Genomic DNA, 23192 nt, shown 5'->3' with positions numbered 1-23192 from the left:
AAATTGACAAAAAAATTAGGCACGGTGCGGTAATATTCATATATTCGTTGCACTAACTTAAATTAAATTTTTATGAAAAAAATCTTTACAGGTTTAGCGGTTGCTTTCTTAGCATCCAGTTCTTATGCACAGGTAATTACGCAAAGTGGCTCAAACACCGTCACTGCGGCTACTTCCGTAGCATGCGCCGCAAGTGGCGTAGAAACGAAAGACAATGCCTATTCGAGGGCATTCAAGTTATCTGACTATGGGATTAATTATGATTACAAAATCACCAAAATTGCATTTGGTGTGGAATCTGCAAACAAACCTATGGTAGTGAATGCAAGGGTTTACAAATTAGACTCCGGAACCTATCCTACCGGACCAACCACATTATTATCTTCTGCTACGGTAAATGTGACGGCAGCGAACAACTTGGGAATCGTAGACACCGGAACTGCTTATTCCCAAGTGATTCAAAACGGGACCTCTTTTGTAGTAGAAATCTTCCACGATGGCACAGGAACAGGAGAACTGTTCTACATGGGAGCAAATAACGGAACCCAAACCGGACCATCTTACCTGAAATCTGCTACATGTGGCGTTACTACTCCTGTAGCTACAGGAACGGGTGCATTGGCTTCTTTCCCGGCGAAATGGGTAATGACCATCACCGGAGAAAATTTCCTTGGTGTTACAGAAATCATCAACTCAAGACAGTTGCAGATTTATCCTAATCCGGTTAAAGAAATCCTTAACTTCAAAATGGATAAAGGATTAAATGTGGAATCCGTTGAAATTTACGATATGTCAGGAAAGCTGATGCCTTTGAAAACTTCAAGATTGGCCACTTCTGTAAATGTGTCCGGCCTTGCAAAAGGAAACTATATCCTAAAAGTGAAAGGTGATGATGGCCAGATTCATATTCAGAAAATGATCAAGGAATAATTTTATCATTTTCACCAACTAAAAAAGACCGTCCGACAAGTTTGGGCGGTCTTTGTTTTCACCTATCTTTTAAGCCAATGCCATTGGGACGACTGAATCTCAAACACATCCAACTCACCTTCGGAAAGCCCGCTGATGTTTATTAAAATAAGTATCTTTGTATGGAGTCTATCTTTAATTTTATGAGAATATTTTTTCTGACATTCGTTTTTTCGGCGAGTCTTTTTTCGGCGCAGAATTTCACCAAACAGGACACCTTGAAAGGTTCAAACACCGCATTCCGGAATTTCTGGGATGTGAAAAAATACGAACTTTCTGCGGAGCCCGATTTTGAACATCAATCGATTTCCGGCACCAATAAGATTACTTTTGAAATCACGAAGGATGTTCTGAATCCTGTCTTTCAAATCGATCTTCAGCAACCCATGAAAGTGGATTTGCTGAAAGCAGAATTCCCCACCGTGGATGGTTATCAAAGAAACGGCGATTTCATCTTTGTCTCTTCCAAACAGAATTTCAAGAAAGGGCAGCAATTCAGCATTGATATTAGCTTTTCGGGAAATCCCACCATCGCCAAAAACGCACCATGGGACGGCGGCTGGATTTTCACCAAAGATCAAAACGGCCGTCCTTGGATTTCTGTCGCGCAGGAAGGGATAGGTGCCTCAGTTTGGTTGCCCACAAAAGACATATGGAGTGATGAACCCGATGACGGAATCGTGATGAAGATTATCACGCCGAAAGATTTAGTGGGGGTAGGAAACGGAAGATTGATTTCCACCACCGAAGAAAACGGAAAAAAAATCTTTACCTGGGAAGTGAAAAACCCAATCAATGACTACTCCATCATTCCAAACGTCGGCAGATATGTGAATTTCAAGGATACTTATGACGGGGAGAAAGGTAAACTCGACCTCGATTACTGGGTTTTGGATTACAACCTGGAGAAAGCGAAAAAACAGTTCTCTCAGGTAAAGCCCATGATGAAGGCTTTTGAATACTGGTTTGGTCCCTACCCTTTTTACGAGGATTCTTTCAAACTGGTTGAAAGTCCGTATCTCGGGATGGAGCACCAAAGTTCGGTAGCTTATGGAAATCATTTTGAGAATGGCTATTTGGGGAGAGATGTTTCGGGAACCGGAGTGGGCTTAAACTGGGATTTCATCATCATCCATGAAAGCGGACACGAATGGTTTGCCAACAACATCACGGCGAAAGACAAAGCAGACATGTGGATCCACGAAGGTTTCACGAGCTACTCCGAAACACTTTTCACCGAAAAGTTCATGGACAAGATATCCGCTGAAAAATACGTGCAGGGAATCCGGCAAAACATCAGAAACGACCGACCGATCATCGGGAAATACGGAGTGGGAAAAAGCGGTAGCGGCGACATGTATTACAAAGGCGCAAATATGATCCACACAATCCGCCAAGTGATCAATGACGACGAGAAATTCCGACAGATTTTGCGCGGTCTTAATAAAGATTTCTACCACCAAACCGTAACCACCAAACAAGTTGAAGACTATATCAGTCAAAAATCAGGAATTGACTTCAGTTCGGTTTTCAACCAATACCTGAGGACCACCAAAATCCCGGTTTTGGAATACGCACAACATGGAAAAAGGTTCAAATTCCGCTACAGCAACGTGGTTGAAAATTTTAAACTTCCTTTAAGGATCAATGGAAACCAGATGATTTCGCCGAATGAAAAATGGCAAACCGTCAATTTGAAATCTTCGAAACCGGTTTCGTTTGACGGGAATTACTATATCGAATATCAAAAAAATTAGTTTTCCTATTTAAATTTCAGCTGTTTCATGCTCTGTAAAAATCCTGACGAGTTCATTATCTTATGAATTTGTGCTAAAACGGGTTGTATATTTTTAAAAAAACTGCTATTTTTTTTTGTAATGAATACAATTTATAAAGCTATTTAAAGTCCCAAACAAAAATCTGATTAAACACAAATCATTTGCCTAACAACAAAGCTTTCCTTTTGTCCGCCGCAAACAAAATAAAACCCCATAGATCCTTTTGAAAATTTCAAACACCTTTTAATTATGGTGGTGTATCAAGAATGAATGTCAATTCCAGAAAAACTAAGGAGCCCCATTTTTTTGGAGGGAACTCACTACGATAAGGACTTTTCTATGGTGTCAAATTCAAAGGAAAATCCGGTGCTTTTTAATTTTTCATTGCTGACTCTTGAACCCTCCAGAAGCATAACAGACATTTCCCCATATAACAGGCGAATGATAAAAGCGGGCACATTAGGCAAAAAACTTTTCTTTCCAAAAGATTTCAGCAGGGTTTTGGAAAGGTCATTCATGGTAATCTGTTCTGTGGCGACGGCATTATAAACTCCGCAGAATTCAGGATTAGAAAGGATTAGTGCATACAGCCGGACCAAATCCCGAAGATCCATCCACGGCATAAACTGCTTCCCAGAACCCAGTGAAACACTTATTCCCTGTTTGGCTAAAGGCGTTAATTTTTGAATCATTCCGCCCTCTTTTCCCATGATGACGCCTTTGCGCAATATAACAGTTCTAGCCCCTAAATCTTGAAACTTCATGGCTGCAGCTTCCCAAATCTGGCAGACTGAAGCTAAAAAATCTGATCCCATTTCAGAGGTCTCCCGATAGATTTTGGCAGTGGTTACTGCTCCGTAAACTCCGACTCCAGAAGATGAAATAAAGGTATTTATTTTCAAATGATTTTCGGAAACGTATTGATACAGCAAATTAATGGACTTGATCCGGCTGTCAATAATTTCCTGCTTCCTTTTTTTAGTCCATTTTTCTTCGGCAATATTTGCACCCGTTAAGTTGATAATAACATCAACACCGTCGAAAGCTTTCTTGTCGATGTATTGCTGCTCGATATTCCACTTAAAAAACTGAATGTTTTCTGACGGATGATCCATGGATTTCCGGGTCAGGACGTTGATGAAATATCCTTGCTCCGCCAAAAAGGAAACAAGACGCTTCCCGACAAATCCGGTTCCACCCGCGATGAGTATTTTTTTCATGCTTTTTCTTTTATTGCTTCTCCATAAATTCTTAGAGCCCTATTTCTTGCAAGAGCATGTTCAATGATTGGTTTCGGATAATTGCTGGTGCCAAATTCGGGCAACCATTTTTTAACATATTCCAGCTTCTTGTCAAATTTTTCGGTTTGTGCAGTGGGATTAAAGACCCTGAAATAAGGTGCCGCATCACAACCGCAACCTGCTGCCCATTGCCAGTTTCCGTTGTTGGCTGATAAATCGTAATCATTCAGTTTTTGGGCAAAATACGTTTCTCCCCACCTCCAATCGATGAGCAAATGTTTGCACAAAAAACTGGCGACAATCATCCGCACCCGATTATGCATATAACCTGTTTCATTCAATTGCCGCATTCCCGCATCCACAATCGGATAGCCGGTTTTGCCTTCACACCACCATTTAAATTCCTGCTCATTATTCCGCCACTGGATATGGTCATATTTTGCCTTAAAGGAATGTTTGACCACTTTTGGGAAATGATACAAAATCTGCATAAAAAACTCCCTCCAAATCAATTCGTTCAACCAGGTTTCATTGTGCTTTAAGGCAAAAGCCACACATCGGCGCACGCTGATTGTTCCAAAACGCAAAGCAGTTCCGAGTTGAGTGGTTCTCTGCAACGCCGGAAAATCTCTGAATTTATCGTATTCATCAATAATTGAAGCGGCTAATTGGGGTTTTTCAAAAACCATATCTGTTTTGAAAAATCCTAACTCCTCTAAAGAAATGATTTCAGAAAATTCGCTTTTGAAGAAATTGTTGGAATCAGATTGAATCTCCTTGTAACTATCTTCCCTCAGCGATTCTTTCCATTTTTTGGAATAGGGCGTGAAAACCGTATAAGGCGTTCCATCATTTTTTACGATTTCATTCTTATCGAAAATTACCTGGTCTTTGAATGCTTTAAAAGAAATGTTTTTGGTTTTGAAATAATGGTAAATTTCAGTATCCCGGTCAATGGCTTTAGGTTCATAATCCCGGTTGAAGAACACGGATTGAATATCGTATTCTTCGGAGAGTTTTTTGAAGATTTCCATAGGTTCTCCTTCAAACGAAAAGAGCTTTGAATGGTGTTTTTTTAATGAAAGGTTGATTCCTGAAAGAGCCTGATGAATATAATCTACGCGCCGATCATATTTGTTTTCTAATGCATCTAAGATGGACCGGTCAAATATGAAAATCGGAAGCACCGGAAAACCGGAAGCCAAAGCTTGAGACAGGCCGGAATTATCCTGCAAACGCAAATCACGCCTAAACCAAAATATCGAAATTTTAGTGTTCATTCAAATAAGGGTTGTCATTTCTATCGTGCTTTACCCAAATTAATTTGGAGGTGTCATAACCGATTTCTTGGGCAATTTTCAGGTAATTTGCCTTCACCTCATCCGGAATGGATTTTTTGCGGGATAAAATCCATAAATAGTCAAGATCTTTTCCTGCAATCAATGCATATTGATAGTCTTTATCTAAGGCAACTACATTATATCCGGCATAAAAAGGACCAAAGAAGCTGACTTTCAAAGCCGCTACACTTTTTTCTCCTCTAAATTTTGCCAGTCCTTCCGCTTTAGTCCATTTGTTTTTCGCCGAATTGAAACCACTGTTCAACACAATCACATTTCCGTTTGGGTCTAAAGCATAATGTGCCGAAGTATTGTCCAGACCACGCTCAAACCGGAAATCAAACCGGGCGATTTCATACCAGGTCCCCAAATACCGATGGACATCAAAATTCCGAACAGGTTTTGCTTTCTCAGGAATGGAGGTGCAAGAATTTAAAAGCAAAACTGCGCAAGTCAAAACGGCTGCGCTAAAGATTATTTTTGTTTTCATTGTTTTGTTGCTTTTGAAATTGTTTGAAAAAATAGAGCACCAAAAGAAATTGTGCATAGCCATAAACCGCATCTTCGACAGGGATGGTAAACATCCTGATTCCAAGGAAATCCTTTGGGTTGTAATTTACAATGGGATGCGCAATGAAACTTCCGGTCAAAATTCCGTTTACCGGAAAAAAACCCAACATCAAGAGTAAAAACACGGCGGAAGCTTTTGTGATCCATTCCGCTCTTGCTATGAAATGCAGATAGAGCAAGGTGGCAATGGTGACCACGGCAGTCACTAAAGTATAAATTTTGTCCACATTCAATAAGGCTACAACTGCCAAAATAATTACACTTGCGAATACCAAAATGTTATTGAACGCAGAGAGGAACTTCCACGGGTAGTATTTATCAATGGTAAAATACGTAAAGACACAGGAAAATGGAATGAAGATAAAGAAAAGGATTTCTTCCAGAGGAAGCCCCGCAATTTTAATTCCTACGGTGTAATCTGTATTGAACCACCAAACGCCGATCGAGGTAAAATAAATATCCCACGCAATAAATGGAACCGCAACCAAGACGGCTGCCTTAAAAAACGCAGCAAAATGCCGATTAAACCTTATTCTTCTATCAAACGAGGCGATCAAACAAATGATCACCGTGAAAAACAATATCAGGGAATAAGTAAAACTCATTTTTGCTCTTTATTAAAATACATTTTAAAATATTTGTAGGGCACATACAAAAATCCGAAACACTCGCCATCTTCTTTGCCTAGATGTTTGTGATGCTGTTTGTGTGCTCTTCTTAACGCCAGAAAATAGGGATTATCGGTACGCTTAAAGACTTTCAGACGTTGGTGGATAAAGATATCGTGGACAAAAAAATACGCCATTCCATAAAGCATAATTCCCAACCCAATAAAAAATAGATAGTTGAAGTTTTCCAGTGAACCGAAATACATTAATGCAATAGTTGGCAGCGCGAAAATCACAAAAAAATAGTCATTTTTTTCCAAAACGCCTTCGTTGCTGTGGTCGTGATGATCTTTATGCAAAACCCACAAAAATCCGTGCATGATGTATTTGTGAATAATCCAGGTAGCACCTTCCATGCAAATAAATACCGCTAAAGTGATCAGGAGATTCATTTCTTTTCAGGTCTATTGATTAAATTTTTTTTCTAAAAACTGAAAACGGTAATTAAAGATATTTTCCAGTTTTTTACGCACAAAAATCGGATGAGCGATTTCACCCAATAATCCAAAAGGAAGTTCGTAATCCACCGTATCCTTCATGAATACGCCTTTTTCATTAGGAATAAATTCATGGAAATGATTCCAAAATTGGTATGGACCTTTTTGCTGAAAATCGGTAAAACTTTTACCGCTTTCAACCTGGGTAATTTTGGTCACCCATTTTAGAGGTATTCCCAGCAACGGTGACACTCTGTATTCAATAATCATTCCCTCATAAATATCTTGATCTGAGTCATCACTCACCACATGAAATCCCATATCTTTTGGGGTAATCTCAGAAAGATTTGACGGAGAAGAAAAAAATCCCCACGCAGTTTCTACATCACAATTTAACTGCTGCTCTCTATACAATTGAAACCTCATACATTAATCTTTTATCAGTGCGTCTATATGTTTACTTATAATTTCAGAACCGATTGCATCTCTGTTTTTTCTAATGAATTCCTCATCTTCTTTTAAATTCGATCTGTACCCCAAAAAAGCAGGTGCATTCTTTTGAACAGAAAATCGAATAAACCGGAGTTCTGCATTTTTTGGCTGTTGTCTGATGGCTTGTTCTATATTTTTTTTTCCTTTTTTGAAGGTATTGAGTTTTTCTAATGGACTAAAAACATGATTGGCCCAAATGGTTTGATAAGCACCTAAGTAGCCTAAATAGACAGCTGAATTATTTTTTTCCTTTTCCAAATCGCTGATCAATTTTGCGCACAGTATTTTATCGGTGACCACCTTGCTGTAATTATGGCGATAAATCTGCAAATCAGCACTGCTGAAACTCCAAATCAATGCAATTGCCGGTGTAATAAAAGCTAAAAATTTCATTACAAAAACGCGGTTTTATACCGAACATAGCTTTTAAATGCCAGGAAAGCTTTCTCTGGGTTAGAAACCCTTATCCGTGAACTAAAAATATCATCAGACGATTTTGATTTAATTTTCTTAAACAAAGATAAATAATACTTGTATGCCAGATAAACCCCAAACATGGCGGAAGCCGGCAATTTCCTGATGCCGATTAAGGCTTCCTTGAATTCTTCTTCTATCTCCTTTTCAATTTCAGATTTCACCATATTGTCGAATGTCCGCATATCAACATTGGGAAAATAGGTTCTGCCCAAATCCTGATAATCAGATTTCATATCTCGCAGGAAATTTATTTTTTGAAATGCCGATCCCAACTTCATGGCATAAGGTTTCAACTCTTCATATTTCATTTTATTGCCTTCTGCAAAAACCTGCAGGCACATCAAACCCACTACTTCCGCAGAACCAAAAATATACTCATTATAGAGCTCGGAATTGTAATCGATCTTCTGCAAATCCATTTCCATGCTGTGCAGGAACTGATCAATCAATACTTTATCAATTTGGTATCGGTGCACTGTCTCTTGAAATGATTGCAGAATAGGGTTCAGAGAAATTCTTTCAGTGAGTGCAATTTCGGTCTCATTCTTCAGTCGCTTCAATAATTTCTCCTTGTCAAAATCATGAAAACTATCCACGATTTCATCTGCCAATCGCACATACCCGTAAATAGCGTAAACAGCATGGCGAATGGAGGGCTTTAAGGCTAAAATACCCAGCGAAAAACTGGTGCTGTATTTTTGAGTGGTGATCTTACTTACCGAGTAAGAAAGCTCGTCAAATAATTGCTTCATGGCTGATTTTTTTGATTTATATTTTACTTTTAAGAAAAGGCCAAAGCATTTACGAATTTAGTTCAATTTCAAATGCTCTGACCTCTTTTATTTCAATTTTATATCTGAACGAAATTAAGGGAGTAAAACCTTATCGATTACATGAACCACACCATTCTTCGCCATGATATTGAAAGCAGTAATATTAGCTGGACTTGCATTACCGTTTCCTTTAACCGTAGCGTTGGCTCCTAAACCTATTTTTATGGAACCACCGTTCGCCGTATTTAAAAGCTGTCCGTCAGACAAATCCGATGAGAATGCTCTGGCTGCTACAGCATGGTAGGTTAAAATGGCGGCTAATGTGTTTGGGTCAGCTGCCTGTATCGAGGCAATGGTAGGGAAACCTGCATCAATGAAAGCTTGATTGGTGGGAGCAAATACCGTAAAAGGTCCGGCTGAAGCCAATATCTGTGCTACATTGGTACTTCCTTCACTTGCGCGCAATACGGCTGCAACTAAGTAAGTCAAATTACTGTTTCCTTGAGCTACTTCTACAATGTTTCCACTTGGCGGTAGCAATACACGCTCCAAAGAATGGATCACCCCATTACTTGCAGCAATGTCTGCTTGAGTCACCTTCCAACCATTCACGAAAACACCCTTGCTGTTTTTGGTCACATAGATATTTTCACCACTTGCTGTTGCGACCGAGGCATTAGGACCTGCCGGAACATCTGCTGCCAAAACTTTTGCGCCTAAAGTATGATACAGCAAAATATTTTTGAGCTGGTCAGCAGACAAGCCCTGAATCACATTACTTGTAATTCCTGAAGCGATGAAAGCATCGTCATTGGGAGCAAATACGGTAAAAGGACCAGATCCACTTAAAGTTGCTGCCAGATTGGCTTTGACTACGGCAGACTTCAGCAAAGAGAAACTGTTATTGGAAGAAACAATATCAGTGATCGTGTTGGGCGGCATTGGGGTTTCCTCATTATTATCTCTGCATGAAGTGAACCCTAAAAACAATCCCAGGAACAACAATATCAGTTTACTTGATATTTTAGAAGACTTGTTATTTTTCATGATAGCAAAATTTTATATGTTAGAATTTATGTTTTTAGATATGGAGTTTTTGATCAACTTATGGACCCCTGCATTTCATCCTGTCAAAACCAACGACGGATTGATGATAAAGATTAAAATATTCACTCAGATTTTTCATCATTTTAAATTTTTGATCAGTTCATTGGCCACAATTTTACCGGAGACAATCGAAGGGGGAACTCCCGGTCCAGGAACCGTTAATTGCCCTGTATAAAAGAGATTTGGAACTTTTTTATTTCTTATTTTTGGTTTTAGAACTGCTGTTTGACTCAAGACATTGGCCAATCCGTAAGCGTTTCCGCCGTAGGCATTATAATCTGCAACAAAATCACTTACACAATAGCTTCTTTGATAGGCAATTTTGGAAGCAAGGTTTTCCACTCCGGTATGTCTCTCAATTCGCTCCAGCATTTCCAGAAGATATTTTTCACGGATCGTTTCATCATCGGCAATTCCAATTGCCAAAGGCATTAAAAGAAAAATATTTTCCTTCCCATCCGGTGCCACATTACGATCAGTTTTGGAAGGACAGCAACAATAAAACAGTGGATTTTCCGGCCATTTCTTTTCACCATAAATGCAGGCAATATGCTCATCCAGATCGTTTTCGAAAAACAGTGTATGGTGTTTGAGGCTGGGAATTTTTTCGTCTATCCCCAAATAAAAGAGGAGACTGGATGGCGCAAATGTTCTTTTTTCCCAGTAATCTTCCGTATAATTTCTGTATTCTTTCTGTAATAAAGTCTCTGTATGATGATAATCTGATGAAGCAATCACTGCATCAAACTGGATATCTTCACCGTTCACCGTTAAAGATTTAACCGCTCCATTCTCAATATTGATGCTTTCCACATTACTGCTGAAGTGGAAAGCAGCACCTTGCTCTTCAGCCACCTCCTTCATCGCTAAAACCAATTGGTAGAAACCACCCAAAGGATAATGAGTACCTAAAGCATAACCTCCGTAATTCATTAGACTGTACATAGCAGGAATATCCTTAGGTGAAGCCCCTAGAAAAATCACCGGAAACTCCATGAGCATCCTCAACTTATCATTTTTAAAATATCTGGAAACATAACTCCGAAAGTTGGTCAATAAATCTAATTTCAGGGCACTTAGTGCTATTTTCGGAGCCATAAATTCAAACCAATTATGGGAAGGCTTGGTCACAAAGTCCTTCATTCCCACTTCGTATTTGAATTTTGCAGCCTTCATGAACCGATCTAATTTTTCGCCTGCACCTTTCTCTAATTTTTCAAAGAGGGCTTGTAATTCTACATAACTTTCCGGCACCTCGACTTTGTCATCAGAAAAAATCATTTCAAACTGAGGGTTCAAAGACACCAACTGAAAAAAATCAGAGGTTTTCCCATTAAAATCAGCAAAGAAATCCTCCATCACATCCGGCATCCAATACCAACTTGGACCCATATCAAAAACAAAACCTTCAGCCGTGGTGAATTGCCTTGCTCTTCCTCCCGGTTGATCATGTTTTTCAAAAACATGCACCTCCAATCCTTGTCTGGCGGCATAAGCAGAAGCAGACAAACCAGAAAAACCGGAACCGATTACAGCTACTTTTTTCATTGCAAAATAGTGTTTAAAGCTTCGTTTAAAAGAAGTTCTGTTTTTTTATTCTTCTCATATATCTGCTGATGAAAATCATCAAGTTTTTGAAGCAGCCCAATCAGCTGCATCTTTTCGTTTCGAGATAAATTGCCGGCAACCACCGTTGTTGCTTGTCTGATTTTATCCATTTGCTTTTCTAAGGCAGCCAAACCTTTTTCAGAAACTGAAATCAACTTACTTCTTTTGTCTGCGGTAGATTCCCTCTGCTCAATCCAGCCTAATCCAATCAGCCGGTTAATAATCTGCATTCCGACCGGTTTTTCGTGGACATTCTTTTTGATCAGTTCCATCTTAGACATTTCACCAAAAGCATTCAGATTAATAAGGAAGATAAAATCATCCTGCGTGGAAAAATCCGATCCCAAAATGGCCGATTTTGAATAACTTTTTGCATACCTGTTTAAGTGAACAATTAAAGTATTGATAACACTTTCCGCACTTCTTCCCCTATCTTTACCTTCCCATTCAGGTTCTTGAGGAACAGCGTTAATACCATTTGAAATCCAGTTCTTAAACCCATCCACAGACACTTCATAGTTTTCTGTATCCTTATTTTCAACCTCAAATTGTTGAACCAAATCAATGACATCTTCAATTAAACGATAATTCATTTTGAACTATTTTAGGATACAAATATACTATTTATTTTGAACAATAGAATAAAAATAAACTATTTTTAAAAAAAATTAGCTTAATTTTGTACAGGATATTAGATTTAAAGCATGAGAAATACTCTTTTGGGATTGGTTTTCCTATTGTTTGGACCAAGCGTTTTTGCTCAAATTCAGGGCACCATCAATGGGGTGGTGAAAGATAAAAACACTGAAGAAATATTAGTTGGGGCAACTCTGACATTTAGCGGAAACAGCATTATCAATACGGTTTCTGATATAAATGGAAACTTCTCGGTTCAACTTCCGGTGGGAAAATACAATCTGGAAACTTCCTACCTTGGCTACACCCCTTTTATCCTTTACAATATTAATTTGAGTTCGGGTAACGCTCAGATTTTAGAAATAGAGATGGAACCGAAAAGCCAGGAATTACAGGAAGTGGTCATCAATACTGGAAAATCGGTTCGCGCGACCGACATGGTTACGCCTTTGGCTACACAAAAATTAACTGCGGAAGAAATCAAGGTAAATCCCGGAGGAAATTTTGACGTGTCAAAAGTGATCCAGGTTTTGCCGGGAGTAGCAGGAGGAACCACTCCAAATAGAAATGACATCATTGTACGTGGCGGCGGACCCAGCGAAAATGTATATTATCTAGATGGCATAGAAATTCCCGTTCTAAACCATTTCCAAACACAAGGAGCAAGTGGCGGAGCAACAGGAATTTTGAACGTATCGTTCATCCAGGATGTGCAGCTCACTTCATCGGCTTTTAATGCCAAATACGACAACGCTTTGGCCTCAACAATTGTCATCAAACAGAGAAACGGAAACCCAAATCATCTGAGTGGAAATCTGCGGTTGTCAGGAACAGAATTTGCCGCAATGCTGGAAGGTCCCTTAGGAAAAAACACCACCTTTATGGCATCCGCGAGACGGTCATACCTGCAGTTTCTGTTTAAGTTATTAGACTTACCCATAAGACCCGATTACCATGATTTTCAATACAAAGTAAACCACAAAATCAACAGCAAGACAGAACTCACCTTCATCGGAATCGGCGCAATTGACCATTTTGAATTGGCGGTACCCAAAAAGAGTGACGCGAATACCGCCTACATTAACCGGGCAAATCCATTAATCGATCAATGGAACTATACGGTGGGAACTACCATGAAAAGATTGGTAAATGACGGATATTTCACTGTTGCTCTTAGCAGAAACATGTTTTTTAATGGTGCAGACCGATATGAAAACAATGCATCGAAATCCGGTCACCCATTATACAGTCTGGAAAGTCATGAAACGGAAAACAAAATTCGCTTTGATATGAACAAATTCACCGATGGCTGGAAATACAGCTACGGTCTGGATGCCCAATATGCAAAGTATGATGCCGATATTTTCAACACTGTCAAAGAAGAAGTGAAAGATAACGACGGAAATACCATCAGTCCAGCAATTACTTTTTCAAGCAATTCCGCAATTGATTTTTTCAAATTGGGTGCTTATGGCCAGGTTGCCAAATACTTTTTCGACGATAAATTTTTGGTGTCCGGAGGTATTCGCGCAGACCTCAACACTTATACAAAATCCGGATTAGATTTATTAAGAACGCTTTCTCCGAGGGCTTCCTTATCTTATAGGATTAATAACGGATGGAACATTTCGGCATCAGTGGGCAGCTATTTTAAATTACCGGTTTATACAATGCTTGGATACAAAGACCGCAATGGAAATCTTGCCAATAAAGATTTGGAATATACCAATTCCATTCACTACACCTTGGGAACTGAATTTGTTCCCAGAAACGATTTGCGTTTTACCTTAGAAGCATTTTACAAAGATTATAGAAACTACCCAATATCATTAACCAGTGGAATCTCCTTTGCGAATATAGGCACGGATTATTCAGCAGTCGGCAGCGACACCTATACTTCAGCAGGACGGGGACGGGTTTATGGAATTGAAGCATATGGCCAACAAAAACTGATGAACAGACTTTTTTATGTAGCCAGTGCAACCATCTACAAATCAGAATTTTCGGGTGCAGACCATCAATTTAGACCTTCAACCTGGGATTATGGATTTATTGTTTCCGCTACTTTCGGATATCAGTTCAAAAAAAATTGGGACATCGGTTTGAAATACCGAATCGCAGGAGGACAACCTTATACTCCGTTTGATATGGCCGCATCTACCGCGACGTATTTAACCACCGGAACCGGAGTTTACGATTACGCGCAACTCAACAACAAACGGCTTCCTGTTTTCAACCAATTGGATTTGAGGGTTGACAAGAAGTTCAATTTCAAGAAGGTAAGTTTAGATGTATTTGCAGATTTTCAAAATATTCTCTCTTACAAAACCCCTTATCTGCCAAAATTCACTTTCCAAAGGACCGCGGACAATTCAGGTTTTATGACAACCGATGGAGAACCGATCAAATCTGATGGAAGCAATGCAATTCCGGTAATACTCGATCAAAAATCCGCCACCATTGTGCCATCCATTGGATTTATTTTTGAGTTTTAAAGAACTGCAGACACTCACAGAGCCTATTCAAAAGCAAAACTCCCCCAAAAGAGTTTTGCTTTTGAATATAAAATAAATCTTATCCATATTACTATTTCCGCTTCAGCTGACCGTAAGGAGTTTTTCAAATGTGCGCTTAGAGTGTTGAGCATGAAATCTTCCGCTAAGTTAAAATACTGATTCCTCCATTGAGGATTTTTGCAAAATCCCTCTCCCTGCAAAATCTGACATTCTTTTTCATAGCGACCAACTCTATTTCTTTGCTTTTTATTTATCAGATTATACGTTTAAGGCCTGATTAAATCGAACATTTCTAGAAAATAATTTGCCGCTGATTTTTCCCTTGTAGTTTTGGGTTAAATGTAGCGAAGTCCAGAAATAATTTTTCCGGGTTCGAAATCATTTCTAAAACTGAAAAAGATTTAACTAATAACATTTGTTAGACTAATCTAACTTAATTAGTTTTGCAATTGAAAATCCGGAGAAATAACATGAAACCAGCAATAATTACCCTTATTTTAGCAACTTACTCCGTATTTGTTCAAGGACAGGTGCCGGTAAATAGAAGTTCCGCAAAGGATTTCGACTTCCCGATAATCCCTACCGAAAATAATAATGAGATTACTCTCAACATGGGCAGCGAAAAAGACACCTTGAAAATCCAACGTGATGACGCTCAAGCCACTTCTCACCTGCGCTCCAATTTTTTAGGCTTGGAAGAAATCATCATTTCAGCATCAACCAGAGCATCTTTAGCCAGCGAAAACCCTATCGCATCAGCTTCTGTTTCTTCGAAACAAATCGAAAGAACCACCGAAAACAACATTATTGACACACTAGTCAAAAATATACCCGGACTAAAAGCCGTTAAAACAGGTCCCAATATTTCAAAGCCTTTCATCCGCGGTTTAGGCTATAATCGGGTACTGACCCTGTATGACGGAATTAGGCAAGAAGGGCAACAGTACGGAGATGAACACGGACTTGAAATTGATGATTACAATATAGAACGGGCCGAAGTCATCAAAGGTCCGGCAAGTCTTCTCTATGGTTCTGATGCTATTGCCGGGGTAATCAGCCTGTTTCCTTACATTCCTTCAGCCCATGACAGCAAACTGCATGGGAAATACCTGAATGAATATCAAACCAATAACAACTTAATAGGCAACAGCTTACGTTTAAATTATTCAAACAAGCGATTTCTTTTTGCCTTAAATAGTTCTTACCGAATAGCGAAAAACTATCGCAATCCCATTGACGGCAGGGTATACTTAACCAACTTCAAGGTAACCAACCTTTCTACTATTGCCGGGTACAAAACAGATAAAGGATTCACCTATTTAAATCTTACTTTGTATGATAATCATCAAGGCATTCCCGACGGCAGCAGAGACGCGCTCACCCGAAAATTCACCAAACAGACTTCAGAACAAGATCAGGATGATATTTTCAACCGACCAATTGTGTCGGAGCAGGAATTAAATTCTTATAAAATTCCAGATTTATCGCAGCACATCCAGCATTACAGAGCTTACCTGCACAGCTCTTACGAAATCGGAAATGGCGATGTGGACTTCTTATTCGGCGTACAACAAAATATCCGACGTGAATTTACACACCCCACAAACACAAAACAGGCAGGAATGTATATGCACCTAAATACCTTGAACTATGGGATTAGATACAATGCACCCAGGTTTGCCAATATTGAAACCTCCATCGGAATCAACGGAATGTTGCAAAATAATAAAAATAAAGATGCAACCGATTTCCCCATTCCAGACTACGATCTAATCGATGGCGGAATATATCTGTATGGAAAATGGAAAAAAAACAAATGGAGCATAAGCGGAGGAGTTCGTTATGATTTAAGACAGGTTCAGTGGAACGATTTTTATATTGCCGAAGATCCCATTACAGGATTTGAAAAACAATCCGATGCCAATAACCCCAATGCCGATTTGCAGTTTGAAGCCTTCCAAAAAACATATCGTGGGTTGAGCGGAAGCATTGGGACAACCTTTCAAGCCCATAAAAACTTCAGTTTGAAAGTGAACATTGGACGCGCTTATCGAGCACCAAACATTACTGAAATAGGAAGCAACGGACTGGATCCCGGAGCACATATTATTTATTTAGGCAACAGAACTTTCAGTCCGGAATTTTCTTTGCAAGAAGATTTTGGGGTGAACTGGAGATTCCGGAACATATCGGGAGAAATATCCGTTTTCAACAACAATATTCACAACTTTATGTACATGTCCACCATCGCAGATTCACAAGGAAATCCATTACTGGATGCGCAAGGCAACAGAACTTATCAATATGAACAATCGAAAGCCCAACTCTATGGCGGAGAATTTTGGTTCGCCCTACATCCCAGAAACTGGAAAGGTTTTCGGTGGGATAATAATTTAAGTGTGGTTTATGGCTATAACCGCCAATCAGAGTTAAAGGGAAAAGGAACCGAAGGTGAATATTTGCCGCTGATCCCGCCACTAACGATAAACAGCAGTCTTTTGCAGAGAATAGAGTCAAAATCAAAATGGCTAAATTCCATCACCCCGAAATTGGAAGTAGAACATTCTGCTCCGCAAAACAAATATTTTGGCATCAATGGTACCGAAACTGCGACACCTTCATACACCCTTTTCAATCTTGGTCTTACTGCCGAAATCAAGTTTACAGAAGACCACCTGATTCACTTTGTGTTTCAGGTGAATAATCTGTTTGACAAAGCCTACCAATCACATCTCAACCGCTTGAAATATTTTGAATACTACGAAAAAACGCCCAACGGAAGATATGGAATTTACAATATGGGGCGGAATTTTGCACTGAAAATAATCCTCCCTTTTTGACGAAAAGCAACAGGTGGTGCCTATTTTGAACCGGTATCGGAATCCTTTGAAAAAGTCATCGGGACCAGAAACCTACCCGTTCCGCATCATGATCCTAAATGTACTTCCCTCTCCCACTGTAGTTTGCGCTATTTTGATGTCTCCTCTGTGGTATTCCTTGATCACTCTTTTCGCCAGAGACAACCCAAGTCCCCATCCGCGATTTTTGGTAGAATACCCGGCTTTGAAAGCATTTCTCGCTTGCGAATTCGTCATTCCGGAACCGGAATCCTTAAAATCGATCAGCACATTTTTGTTCTTTTCGTAAAGTTCAATTTCCAGCCGGCCTTCACCTTTCATCGCATCCACCGCATTTTTCACAATGTTTTCAATAACCCAGCTCAAAAGGATCCGGTTGTGGGGAATCAGGATTTCGTGATTAGGAAGAACCAGCATGAATTTCACTTTTTTCGAAATTCTGGATTTCAGGTAATCGTAGTTTTGCTGCAAAGTCTCGTTCACATTCAGATCATTCAGCTCCGGAACCGAACCAATTTTAGAGAACCTTTCCGAAATGGTTTTCAAACGGTTGATATCCTTTTCAATCTCTTTCACACCCTCGCTGTTTTCGTTCTCCATCCGCAGAATTTCGATCCAGCCAATCATTGACGAGAGTGGAGTCCCAATTTGGTGCGCGGTTTCTTTCGCCAAACCAGCCCACACATAACCTTCGTCGGTCTTCTTAATGGTACGCAAAAACCACAGCGAAAAAAAGATATAGCCCAAAATAAAAAAGCCCAATAGATAAGGAAAATACCGTAAATTATTCAGCAACTTCGAGTTATCATAATAAACGTACTGTTTCTGGTTCTCAGAAATATCCAATTCAAAAGGCTTGTACCTGCTTCCCATGTCGGCAATCAACAGGGAAAGTTTTTGGGGGTCATTCACTATTTCTTCAGGAATATTTCTGTAAAAACCTTCATCAACAATGGCTTTGCGGTTTTGATCCACCACCAGAATCGGCAACTTGTCGTTTTCCTTAAAAATGGTGAACAAAAGGTTTTGGGTGTCGGAATCCAAAGTCTGGTTCGCTTGCTGGATTTTCATGGCTTGGGCAAAAACAATGATTCTGTTGGCTTCCCGCTGCCTCAACTCGTTGATTAATGCAACCGAATAAATGGCCACCCCAAAGACAATCGCAGAAAACAGTCCATAAACCACCCAAATATTGATTTTCGAAAAAAAGTTTTGTTTTCTCATCTTTATTTCAGCACGTTTAAAACTTTATACAGCGCGTCACTTAAGTTTGAACTTTGATAATTATTAATGATGATCGCAAAAACGTACTTTTTACCCTCTTTTGAAGTGTGGTATCCCGCAAAAGATTTCGTATCCTTCATGGTTCCGCTCTTCATTTTCATGCCGTTTCCCTGAACCGGAAAACCATCAAAAAATTCATTAAACCAAGGCTGTTTTCTGCTCCAAAGAAGTGATTGCACTTCTGCCCGTGCAGAAACGTAGTTCTGTGGTGAAAGTCCGCTCCCATCGGCAAAATTAATCATAGCGGGATTAATTCCTCTGGCCTTCCAAAATTCTTTCAGATAAGCTGTTCCGGCATCAAAGCTCGCTTCATTTTTCTTTTCTTTGCCTAAAGTCTTAATAAAGGTTTCCCCATAAAAATTCACACTTTTCCTTAAAAACCAAAAAACAATTTTATCTAAAGTTGGCGATTTATACTCAAGCAGAATATTGTTTTTCGGGGCAACCTGAATGGTTTCGCCATTAATCCTCTGCATCGAGCTGGAAGTAACTTTGCCCTTAAGATCAAGTCCGGATTCCTTCAGCCAATTTTTAATTTCATTTCCCAATGTCAAAGGCGGGTTCGGCATAGAACCTGAAACCGTGACCGATTTTGCAGGCAGTGTTCCGTTAATCATCGCCACCTCCGAAAAAGGTGCTGTGAAAACCAGGCTTTGATCGGAACTTCCGCCGGTTTTCACATCATTGATCCATTTCACATTCGGTAATTCCACATTCAGGTTTTTCATTTCCTTTCCATTCATGAAGATATCGAACTGGTTTTCGCGCCAGTTTATGCCCCAAACTCCTGCTCCGTAATAATTCCCCAAATCGTTCCACGGCCATCCTCCAGGAATCGTTTGGAAGTCGAAGTAAGAATCATCCAATACCAAATCGCCGGAAATTTTTGAAATTCCCTTCTGTTTCAAGGCATCCAACAGTTTTTGCTTAAAGTTTTCGGGTTTGTAACCTTCGTAGCGCCAACTTCCTAAAGTGGGATCTCCATTGGAGGTGACGAAGAGATTTCCGGAGAGATTTCCATCAGTGATATTTCCCGAATAGCTAGCCGTGGTCATGTATTGATAGTTGGTTCCCAAAGTTTCCAGAACAGCTGCCGCAGTGAAAATCTTCTGGGTAGAAGCACTTGACAAACCCTGATTTCCACGGTATTCATAGATGAAATGGCCATCTTCATCCGCAACATAGAAAGAAAGGTTTGCAGCATAAGCCGGTGCGGAGCTGAGTAGGTTCTTGGTAGCCGCATCCAGTTTCTGGGCAATATTTTGAGCCATAAAAAAGGGGGAACTCAGGATCAGTAATGGAATCAGCCTCATGTGGATTTTTAACTTCAAATATAGCGAATTTATCTATTTGTGGAATTGAGAAATAGGCCGCGCTCAATTTGCTTCAGATATAAAAGTTTTAAACCATAATTATTATTGAAAAATCTAATTAAAGATTTGGACAAAAAAAATAGGATTATCCATTATAATTTTATAAAATTTGTATTGGTGAATTAAAACGTGAAATTATGGCATCAATCATCACTGGCTTATTTAAAAGCCAAGATCAATCCCGGAAAATTTCCGAGGATTTAGCGCATGCAGGTTTCAAGGATTCTGACTTCATCCTGTATCTTCACGATCATAAAATACCAAAAGAGGTCAAAACATCTGTTTGGAATTATTTTTTCGGAGATCATACCGAAGTCGAAGAGGAACACCTTGTGATAAGTGTAAAGGTGAAAACTCCCGAACAAATCGAGAGTGTAGCAAAAATCTGGTCAGAAAACGGAGTCATCCAACAAAACTATTATGAAAACGTGAAATTCGAGGCAGCGAAATCCCTGGATTGTTTAAAAAGATTAGTTGCCTTGAGAGCAAGAGCACAAATCTATCAATCACCGGAAATCAAAATCCACGAAAACTCTGAAGGAATCTCTTCTGAAGTTACATTCTAATAAAATTGGATAACCCTAAAAAAGTAAAAAAAAATAACCTTGAGGAGAGGATTGATTGAATCCTCTCTTTTTTTGAGAAATCTGTTTGATTCCTCTTTAGAATAAAGATTTCACACCTGTTGAAAATCAATCATTGGAACACCCAAAGCAAGATGTTGCACATTCCGTTTTTCAACCAAATTTTTGGAGTTTTCAGACCCTCTTTTTTCAGAACTTTTCCGCATAAACCTTCTGAAAACCGCATTTTTTTCTTAATTTCGTGTATTAAATAAATTCTTAGATGGTTTATGATATAGATCAGGAAAACAAGGAAATTCTAGCCAGATACAAAGATTTGATTTCCAATACATACCGAACTTTGGATGAGAAACAGAACAGACTCATCCGGAAGGCTTTCGATATTGCTTTGGATGCTCACAAAGATCAGCGAAGAAAATCCGGCGAACCATATATTTACCACCCGATAGAAGTCGCGAAAATCGTTGCCAACGAAATCGGTTTAGGCGCGACCTCCATAGCTTGTGCACTTTTACATGACGTGGTGGAAGATTCGGATTATACTTATCAGGACATCACCAAGATTTTTGGAAAAAAGATTGCCGATATCGTCAATGGACTGACTAAGATTTCGGTGATGAACCATCAAAACATCTCCGTTCAGTCGGAAAATTACCGTAAACTTTTGCTCACGCTTTCGGAAGATTTCCGGGTGATTTTAATTAAAATTGCAGACCGGCTACACAATATGCGTACGCTGGAAAACATGCAGCCGGAAAAGCAAAAGAAAATCGCATCGGAAACGGTTTACATTTATGCGCCACTTGCCCACCGACTGGGACTGTATAACATCAAGTCAGAATTGGAAGACCTTTCCCTGAAATTCAACAATCCCGATGTATACTTCGATATTGCCGAAAAATTGGAACTTGCGAAAGAAAGCCGGGAAAAATACATCGAGGAATTCAAGAAAGAAGTTTCGGAACAGCTGATTGAGGAAGGTCTGAATTTTACCATAAAAGGCCGTGCAAAAGCAATTTCCTCCATTTACCGGAAAATGCTGAAACAAGGGGTTACTTTCGATGAAGTGTTTGACAATTATGCCATTCGGATCATCTACAAGTCTGATGCAAAAAACGAAAAATTTCTGGCCTGGAAGATCTATTCCATCGTTACAGACCTTTACCACAGCAATCCGCAGCGAATGCGCGACTGGATTTCCCAGCCAAGATCTACCGGTTATGAAAGCCTCCATTTGACGATTCTGGGACCCGATAAAAAATGGATTGAAGTGCAGATTCGCTCAGAAAGAATGGATGACATCGCCGAAAAAGGTGTTGCCGCCCATTACAAATACAAAGAAGGATTCCGCCACAGTCCCGATGAAAAGAATTTTGAAAGATGGGTGACTGAAATCCGTGAAGCGCTGGAAAGTCAGCAATCACTTTCCACGACTGACTTTCTTGATAACATCAAACTCAATCTCTATTCCAAAGAAGTTTTCGTCTTTACGCCGAAAGGCGAGATCAAAATACTTCCGGTAGGTTCTACCGCCCTGGATTTTGCATTTTCTGTGCACTCGGATCTGGGCACCAAATGTTTGGGGGCGAAAGTAAACGGAAAATTAGTCCCGATTTCATATGTGCTCCAAAATGGTGACCAAGTAGATATTCTTTCTTCCCAAAACCAAAAACCAAAAGCTGACTGGCTGGAATTCGTAGTGACCTCCAAAGCCAAAACAAAGATTAAAGCCATTCTGAATTCGGAAAAAAACCAACTGGTAGAGGAAGGCAAAGAAATTCTGCAAAGAAAAATGCGCCATGCCAAACTGAATTATGTGGATGAGGAAATCAACAAAATGCAGAAATTCTTCGGGTTGAAAACTTCGCAGGAAATGTTCCTGAAATTCCAAAACGGCACACTGGATACGGGAGACATTAAGAAATATACAGAAGGAAAAGGGATTTTCAGCAATATCCTTCAGCGTTTCCGAAAATCACCCACCAAGAGCGAATATTTTGGCTATTCTCCCGATACCAATCTGGACTTGATTGTTTTTGGAAAAGATGAACAGAAAATGAACTACAGCTTCGCAAAATGCTGCACCGTGATTCCAGGCGATAAGATCTTCGGATTCATTACCATTTCCGAAGGAATCAAGGTTCATAACGACAATTGTCCGAACGCGATCAATCTTCGGGCACAATACGATTACCGGGTTTTGCCCGCAAAATGGGTGAATGAAGAAAGTTTCAAAAACAGGATCCAGATCGAAATCGAAGGTCTGGACCGAATGGGAATGATCAACGACATCACCGCTGTAATCAGCAACAACATGAGCATGGACATGAAAAGCATGTCGATTGAATCCAACAACGGAATTTTTCTGGGAACCATTACCCTGGAAGTAAAGAACAAAAACCAACTGGAGGAAACTTTTAAGCAGCTCAAAAATATTAATGGCGTTTCCCGCGTGAAAAGGCTTTAGCTCTTATTCCTGCT

19 protein-coding genes are annotated in these 23192 nt (G+C 39.6%); 6 read left to right on the top strand and 13 right to left on the bottom strand.

What is annotated here, in order from left to right; translation table 11 throughout:
* Window positions 1-72: 72 nt before the first annotated feature.
* Both L0951_RS06580 and L0951_RS06575 read left to right on the top strand, forming a co-directional pair.
* On the top strand, window positions 73-930 hold the full coding sequence (locus tag L0951_RS06580) for a T9SS type A sorting domain-containing protein (protein WP_234110433.1): 858 nt from the start codon (window positions 73-75) through the stop codon (window positions 928-930).
* A gap of 182 nt (window positions 931-1112) precedes the next feature.
* Window positions 1113-2726, top strand: a complete 1614-nt coding sequence (locus L0951_RS06575) for a M1 family metallopeptidase (protein WP_234110432.1) — start codon at window positions 1113-1115, stop codon at window positions 2724-2726.
* A 341-nt stretch (window positions 2727-3067) separates the two neighbouring features.
* Here L0951_RS06575 and L0951_RS06570 read toward each other — a convergent pair whose 3' ends face one another.
* The 11 genes from L0951_RS06570 to L0951_RS06520 all read right to left on the bottom strand — a co-directional run bounded on the left by L0951_RS06570 (window position 3068) and on the right by L0951_RS06520 (window position 12053).
* The gene (locus tag L0951_RS06570; RefSeq protein WP_234110431.1) at window positions 3068-3967 is read right to left on the bottom strand and encodes a TIGR01777 family oxidoreductase; all 900 of its coding nucleotides are present in this window, start codon (window positions 3965-3967) and stop codon (window positions 3068-3070) included.
* Complete coding sequence (locus tag L0951_RS06565) at window positions 3964-5268, bottom strand: cryptochrome/photolyase family protein (RefSeq protein WP_234110430.1); 1305 nt, start codon at window positions 5266-5268, stop codon at window positions 3964-3966. Before L0951_RS06565 ends, L0951_RS06570 begins: the two co-directional genes overlap by 4 nt.
* Complete coding sequence (locus tag L0951_RS06560; protein WP_234110429.1) at window positions 5258-5818, bottom strand: lipocalin family protein; 561 nt, start codon at window positions 5816-5818, stop codon at window positions 5258-5260. The genes L0951_RS06565 and L0951_RS06560 overlap by 11 nt, the downstream gene beginning before the upstream one ends.
* Window positions 5796-6503: a lycopene cyclase domain-containing protein gene (locus L0951_RS06555; RefSeq protein WP_234110428.1), complete on the bottom strand. Its 708-nt coding sequence runs from the start codon at window positions 6501-6503 to the stop codon at window positions 5796-5798. The genes L0951_RS06560 and L0951_RS06555 overlap by 23 nt, the downstream gene beginning before the upstream one ends.
* Window positions 6500-6958 (bottom strand): sterol desaturase family protein, encoded by a 459-nt coding sequence (locus L0951_RS06550; RefSeq protein ID WP_234110427.1) that lies wholly within the window; start codon window positions 6956-6958, stop codon window positions 6500-6502. Before L0951_RS06550 ends, L0951_RS06555 begins: the two co-directional genes overlap by 4 nt.
* A gap of 12 nt (window positions 6959-6970) precedes the next feature.
* On the bottom strand, window positions 6971-7429 hold the full coding sequence (locus L0951_RS06545) for an SRPBCC family protein (protein WP_234110426.1): 459 nt from the start codon (window positions 7427-7429) through the stop codon (window positions 6971-6973).
* 3 nt (window positions 7430-7432) lie between these two features.
* On the bottom strand, window positions 7433-7753 hold the full coding sequence (locus L0951_RS06540; protein WP_234110425.1) for a hypothetical protein: 321 nt from the start codon (window positions 7751-7753) through the stop codon (window positions 7433-7435).
* Window positions 7754-7887: 134 nt separating this feature from the next.
* On the bottom strand, window positions 7888-8724 hold the full coding sequence (locus tag L0951_RS06535; protein ID WP_234110424.1) for a phytoene/squalene synthase family protein: 837 nt from the start codon (window positions 8722-8724) through the stop codon (window positions 7888-7890).
* A 114-nt stretch (window positions 8725-8838) separates the two neighbouring features.
* Window positions 8839-9792, bottom strand: coding sequence for a fasciclin domain-containing protein (locus L0951_RS06530; protein ID WP_234110423.1), 954 nt, complete (start codon window positions 9790-9792; stop codon window positions 8839-8841).
* Window positions 9793-9930: 138 nt separating this feature from the next.
* The gene (locus L0951_RS06525) at window positions 9931-11400 is read right to left on the bottom strand and encodes a phytoene desaturase family protein (RefSeq protein ID WP_234110422.1); all 1470 of its coding nucleotides are present in this window, start codon (window positions 11398-11400) and stop codon (window positions 9931-9933) included.
* Entirely contained in the window at window positions 11397-12053 is a 657-nt protein-coding gene (locus tag L0951_RS06520; protein ID WP_234110421.1) for a MarR family winged helix-turn-helix transcriptional regulator, read from the bottom strand. Before L0951_RS06520 ends, L0951_RS06525 begins: the two co-directional genes overlap by 4 nt.
* A gap of 111 nt (window positions 12054-12164) precedes the next feature.
* Between L0951_RS06520 and L0951_RS06515 the strand changes: the two genes are divergently transcribed.
* Together L0951_RS06515 and L0951_RS06510 are read left to right on the top strand one after the other, a co-directional pair.
* Window positions 12165-14591 carry a TonB-dependent receptor gene (locus tag L0951_RS06515; RefSeq protein WP_234110420.1) on the top strand — a complete coding sequence of 809 codons (2427 nt, stop codon included), beginning with the start codon at window positions 12165-12167 and terminating at the stop codon, window positions 14589-14591.
* Window positions 14592-15082: 491 nt separating this feature from the next.
* On the top strand, window positions 15083-17452 hold the full coding sequence (locus tag L0951_RS06510; protein ID WP_234110419.1) for a TonB-dependent receptor: 2370 nt from the start codon (window positions 15083-15085) through the stop codon (window positions 17450-17452).
* Window positions 17453-17524: 72 nt separating this feature from the next.
* Here the strand turns inward: L0951_RS06510 and L0951_RS06505 are convergent, their stop codons facing one another.
* Together L0951_RS06505 and dacB are read right to left on the bottom strand one after the other, a co-directional pair.
* A complete protein-coding gene (locus L0951_RS06505; RefSeq protein WP_234110418.1) occupies window positions 17525-18694 on the bottom strand; it encodes a sensor histidine kinase in 1170 nt (389 codons plus the stop codon).
* A gap of 2 nt (window positions 18695-18696) precedes the next feature.
* Complete coding sequence (gene dacB, locus L0951_RS06500) at window positions 18697-20067, bottom strand: D-alanyl-D-alanine carboxypeptidase/D-alanyl-D-alanine-endopeptidase (RefSeq protein WP_234110537.1); 1371 nt, start codon at window positions 20065-20067, stop codon at window positions 18697-18699.
* A gap of 197 nt (window positions 20068-20264) precedes the next feature.
* Between dacB and L0951_RS06495 the strand changes: the two genes are divergently transcribed.
* Both L0951_RS06495 and L0951_RS06490 read left to right on the top strand, forming a co-directional pair.
* Window positions 20265-20693, top strand: coding sequence for a hypothetical protein (locus L0951_RS06495; RefSeq protein WP_234110417.1), 429 nt, complete (start codon window positions 20265-20267; stop codon window positions 20691-20693).
* A 280-nt stretch (window positions 20694-20973) separates the two neighbouring features.
* On the top strand, window positions 20974-23178 hold the full coding sequence (locus tag L0951_RS06490) for a RelA/SpoT family protein (protein WP_234110416.1): 2205 nt from the start codon (window positions 20974-20976) through the stop codon (window positions 23176-23178).
* The last annotated feature ends 14 nt before the right edge of the window (window positions 23179-23192 follow it).

This window comes from Chryseobacterium sp. R2A-55 (assembly GCF_021401085.1).
Lineage (GTDB): Bacteria > Bacteroidota > Bacteroidia > Flavobacteriales > Weeksellaceae > Kaistella.
This window is presented reverse-complemented; position numbering and strand designations above follow the sequence as displayed.

Bases quoted from the DNA above. Each gene is read 5' to 3' on its own strand.
- L0951_RS06555 (WP_234110428.1), bottom strand. From the start codon at position 6,503: ATGAGTTTTACTTATTCCCTGATATTGTTTTTCACGGTGATCATTTGT.
- L0951_RS06505 (WP_234110418.1), bottom strand. From the start codon at position 18,694: ATGAGAAAACAAAACTTTTTTTCGAAAATCAATATTTGGGTGGTTTAT.
- L0951_RS06580 (WP_234110433.1), top strand. From the start codon at position 73: ATGAAAAAAATCTTTACAGGTTTAGCGGTTGCTTTCTTAGCATCCAGT.
- L0951_RS06510 (WP_234110419.1), top strand. From the start codon at position 15,083: ATGAAACCAGCAATAATTACCCTTATTTTAGCAACTTACTCCGTATTT.
- L0951_RS06490 (WP_234110416.1), top strand. From the start codon at position 20,974: ATGGTTTATGATATAGATCAGGAAAACAAGGAAATTCTAGCCAGATAC.
- L0951_RS06575 (WP_234110432.1), top strand. From the start codon at position 1,113: ATGAGAATATTTTTTCTGACATTCGTTTTTTCGGCGAGTCTTTTTTCG.
- L0951_RS06495 (WP_234110417.1), top strand. From the start codon at position 20,265: ATGGCATCAATCATCACTGGCTTATTTAAAAGCCAAGATCAATCCCGG.
- L0951_RS06535 (WP_234110424.1), bottom strand. From the start codon at position 8,724: ATGAAGCAATTATTTGACGAGCTTTCTTACTCGGTAAGTAAGATCACC.
- L0951_RS06545 (WP_234110426.1), bottom strand. From the start codon at position 7,429: ATGAGGTTTCAATTGTATAGAGAGCAGCAGTTAAATTGTGATGTAGAA.
- L0951_RS06550 (WP_234110427.1), bottom strand. From the start codon at position 6,958: ATGAATCTCCTGATCACTTTAGCGGTATTTATTTGCATGGAAGGTGCT.
- L0951_RS06565 (WP_234110430.1), bottom strand. From the start codon at position 5,268: ATGAACACTAAAATTTCGATATTTTGGTTTAGGCGTGATTTGCGTTTG.
- L0951_RS06515 (WP_234110420.1), top strand. From the start codon at position 12,165: ATGAGAAATACTCTTTTGGGATTGGTTTTCCTATTGTTTGGACCAAGC.
- L0951_RS06570 (WP_234110431.1), bottom strand. From the start codon at position 3,967: ATGAAAAAAATACTCATCGCGGGTGGAACCGGATTTGTCGGGAAGCGT.
- L0951_RS06530 (WP_234110423.1), bottom strand. From the start codon at position 9,792: ATGAAAAATAACAAGTCTTCTAAAATATCAAGTAAACTGATATTGTTG.
- dacB (WP_234110537.1), bottom strand. From the start codon at position 20,067: ATGAGGCTGATTCCATTACTGATCCTGAGTTCCCCCTTTTTTATGGCT.
- L0951_RS06525 (WP_234110422.1), bottom strand. From the start codon at position 11,400: ATGAAAAAAGTAGCTGTAATCGGTTCCGGTTTTTCTGGTTTGTCTGCT.
- L0951_RS06560 (WP_234110429.1), bottom strand. From the start codon at position 5,818: ATGAAAACAAAAATAATCTTTAGCGCAGCCGTTTTGACTTGCGCAGTT.
- L0951_RS06520 (WP_234110421.1), bottom strand. From the start codon at position 12,053: ATGAATTATCGTTTAATTGAAGATGTCATTGATTTGGTTCAACAATTT.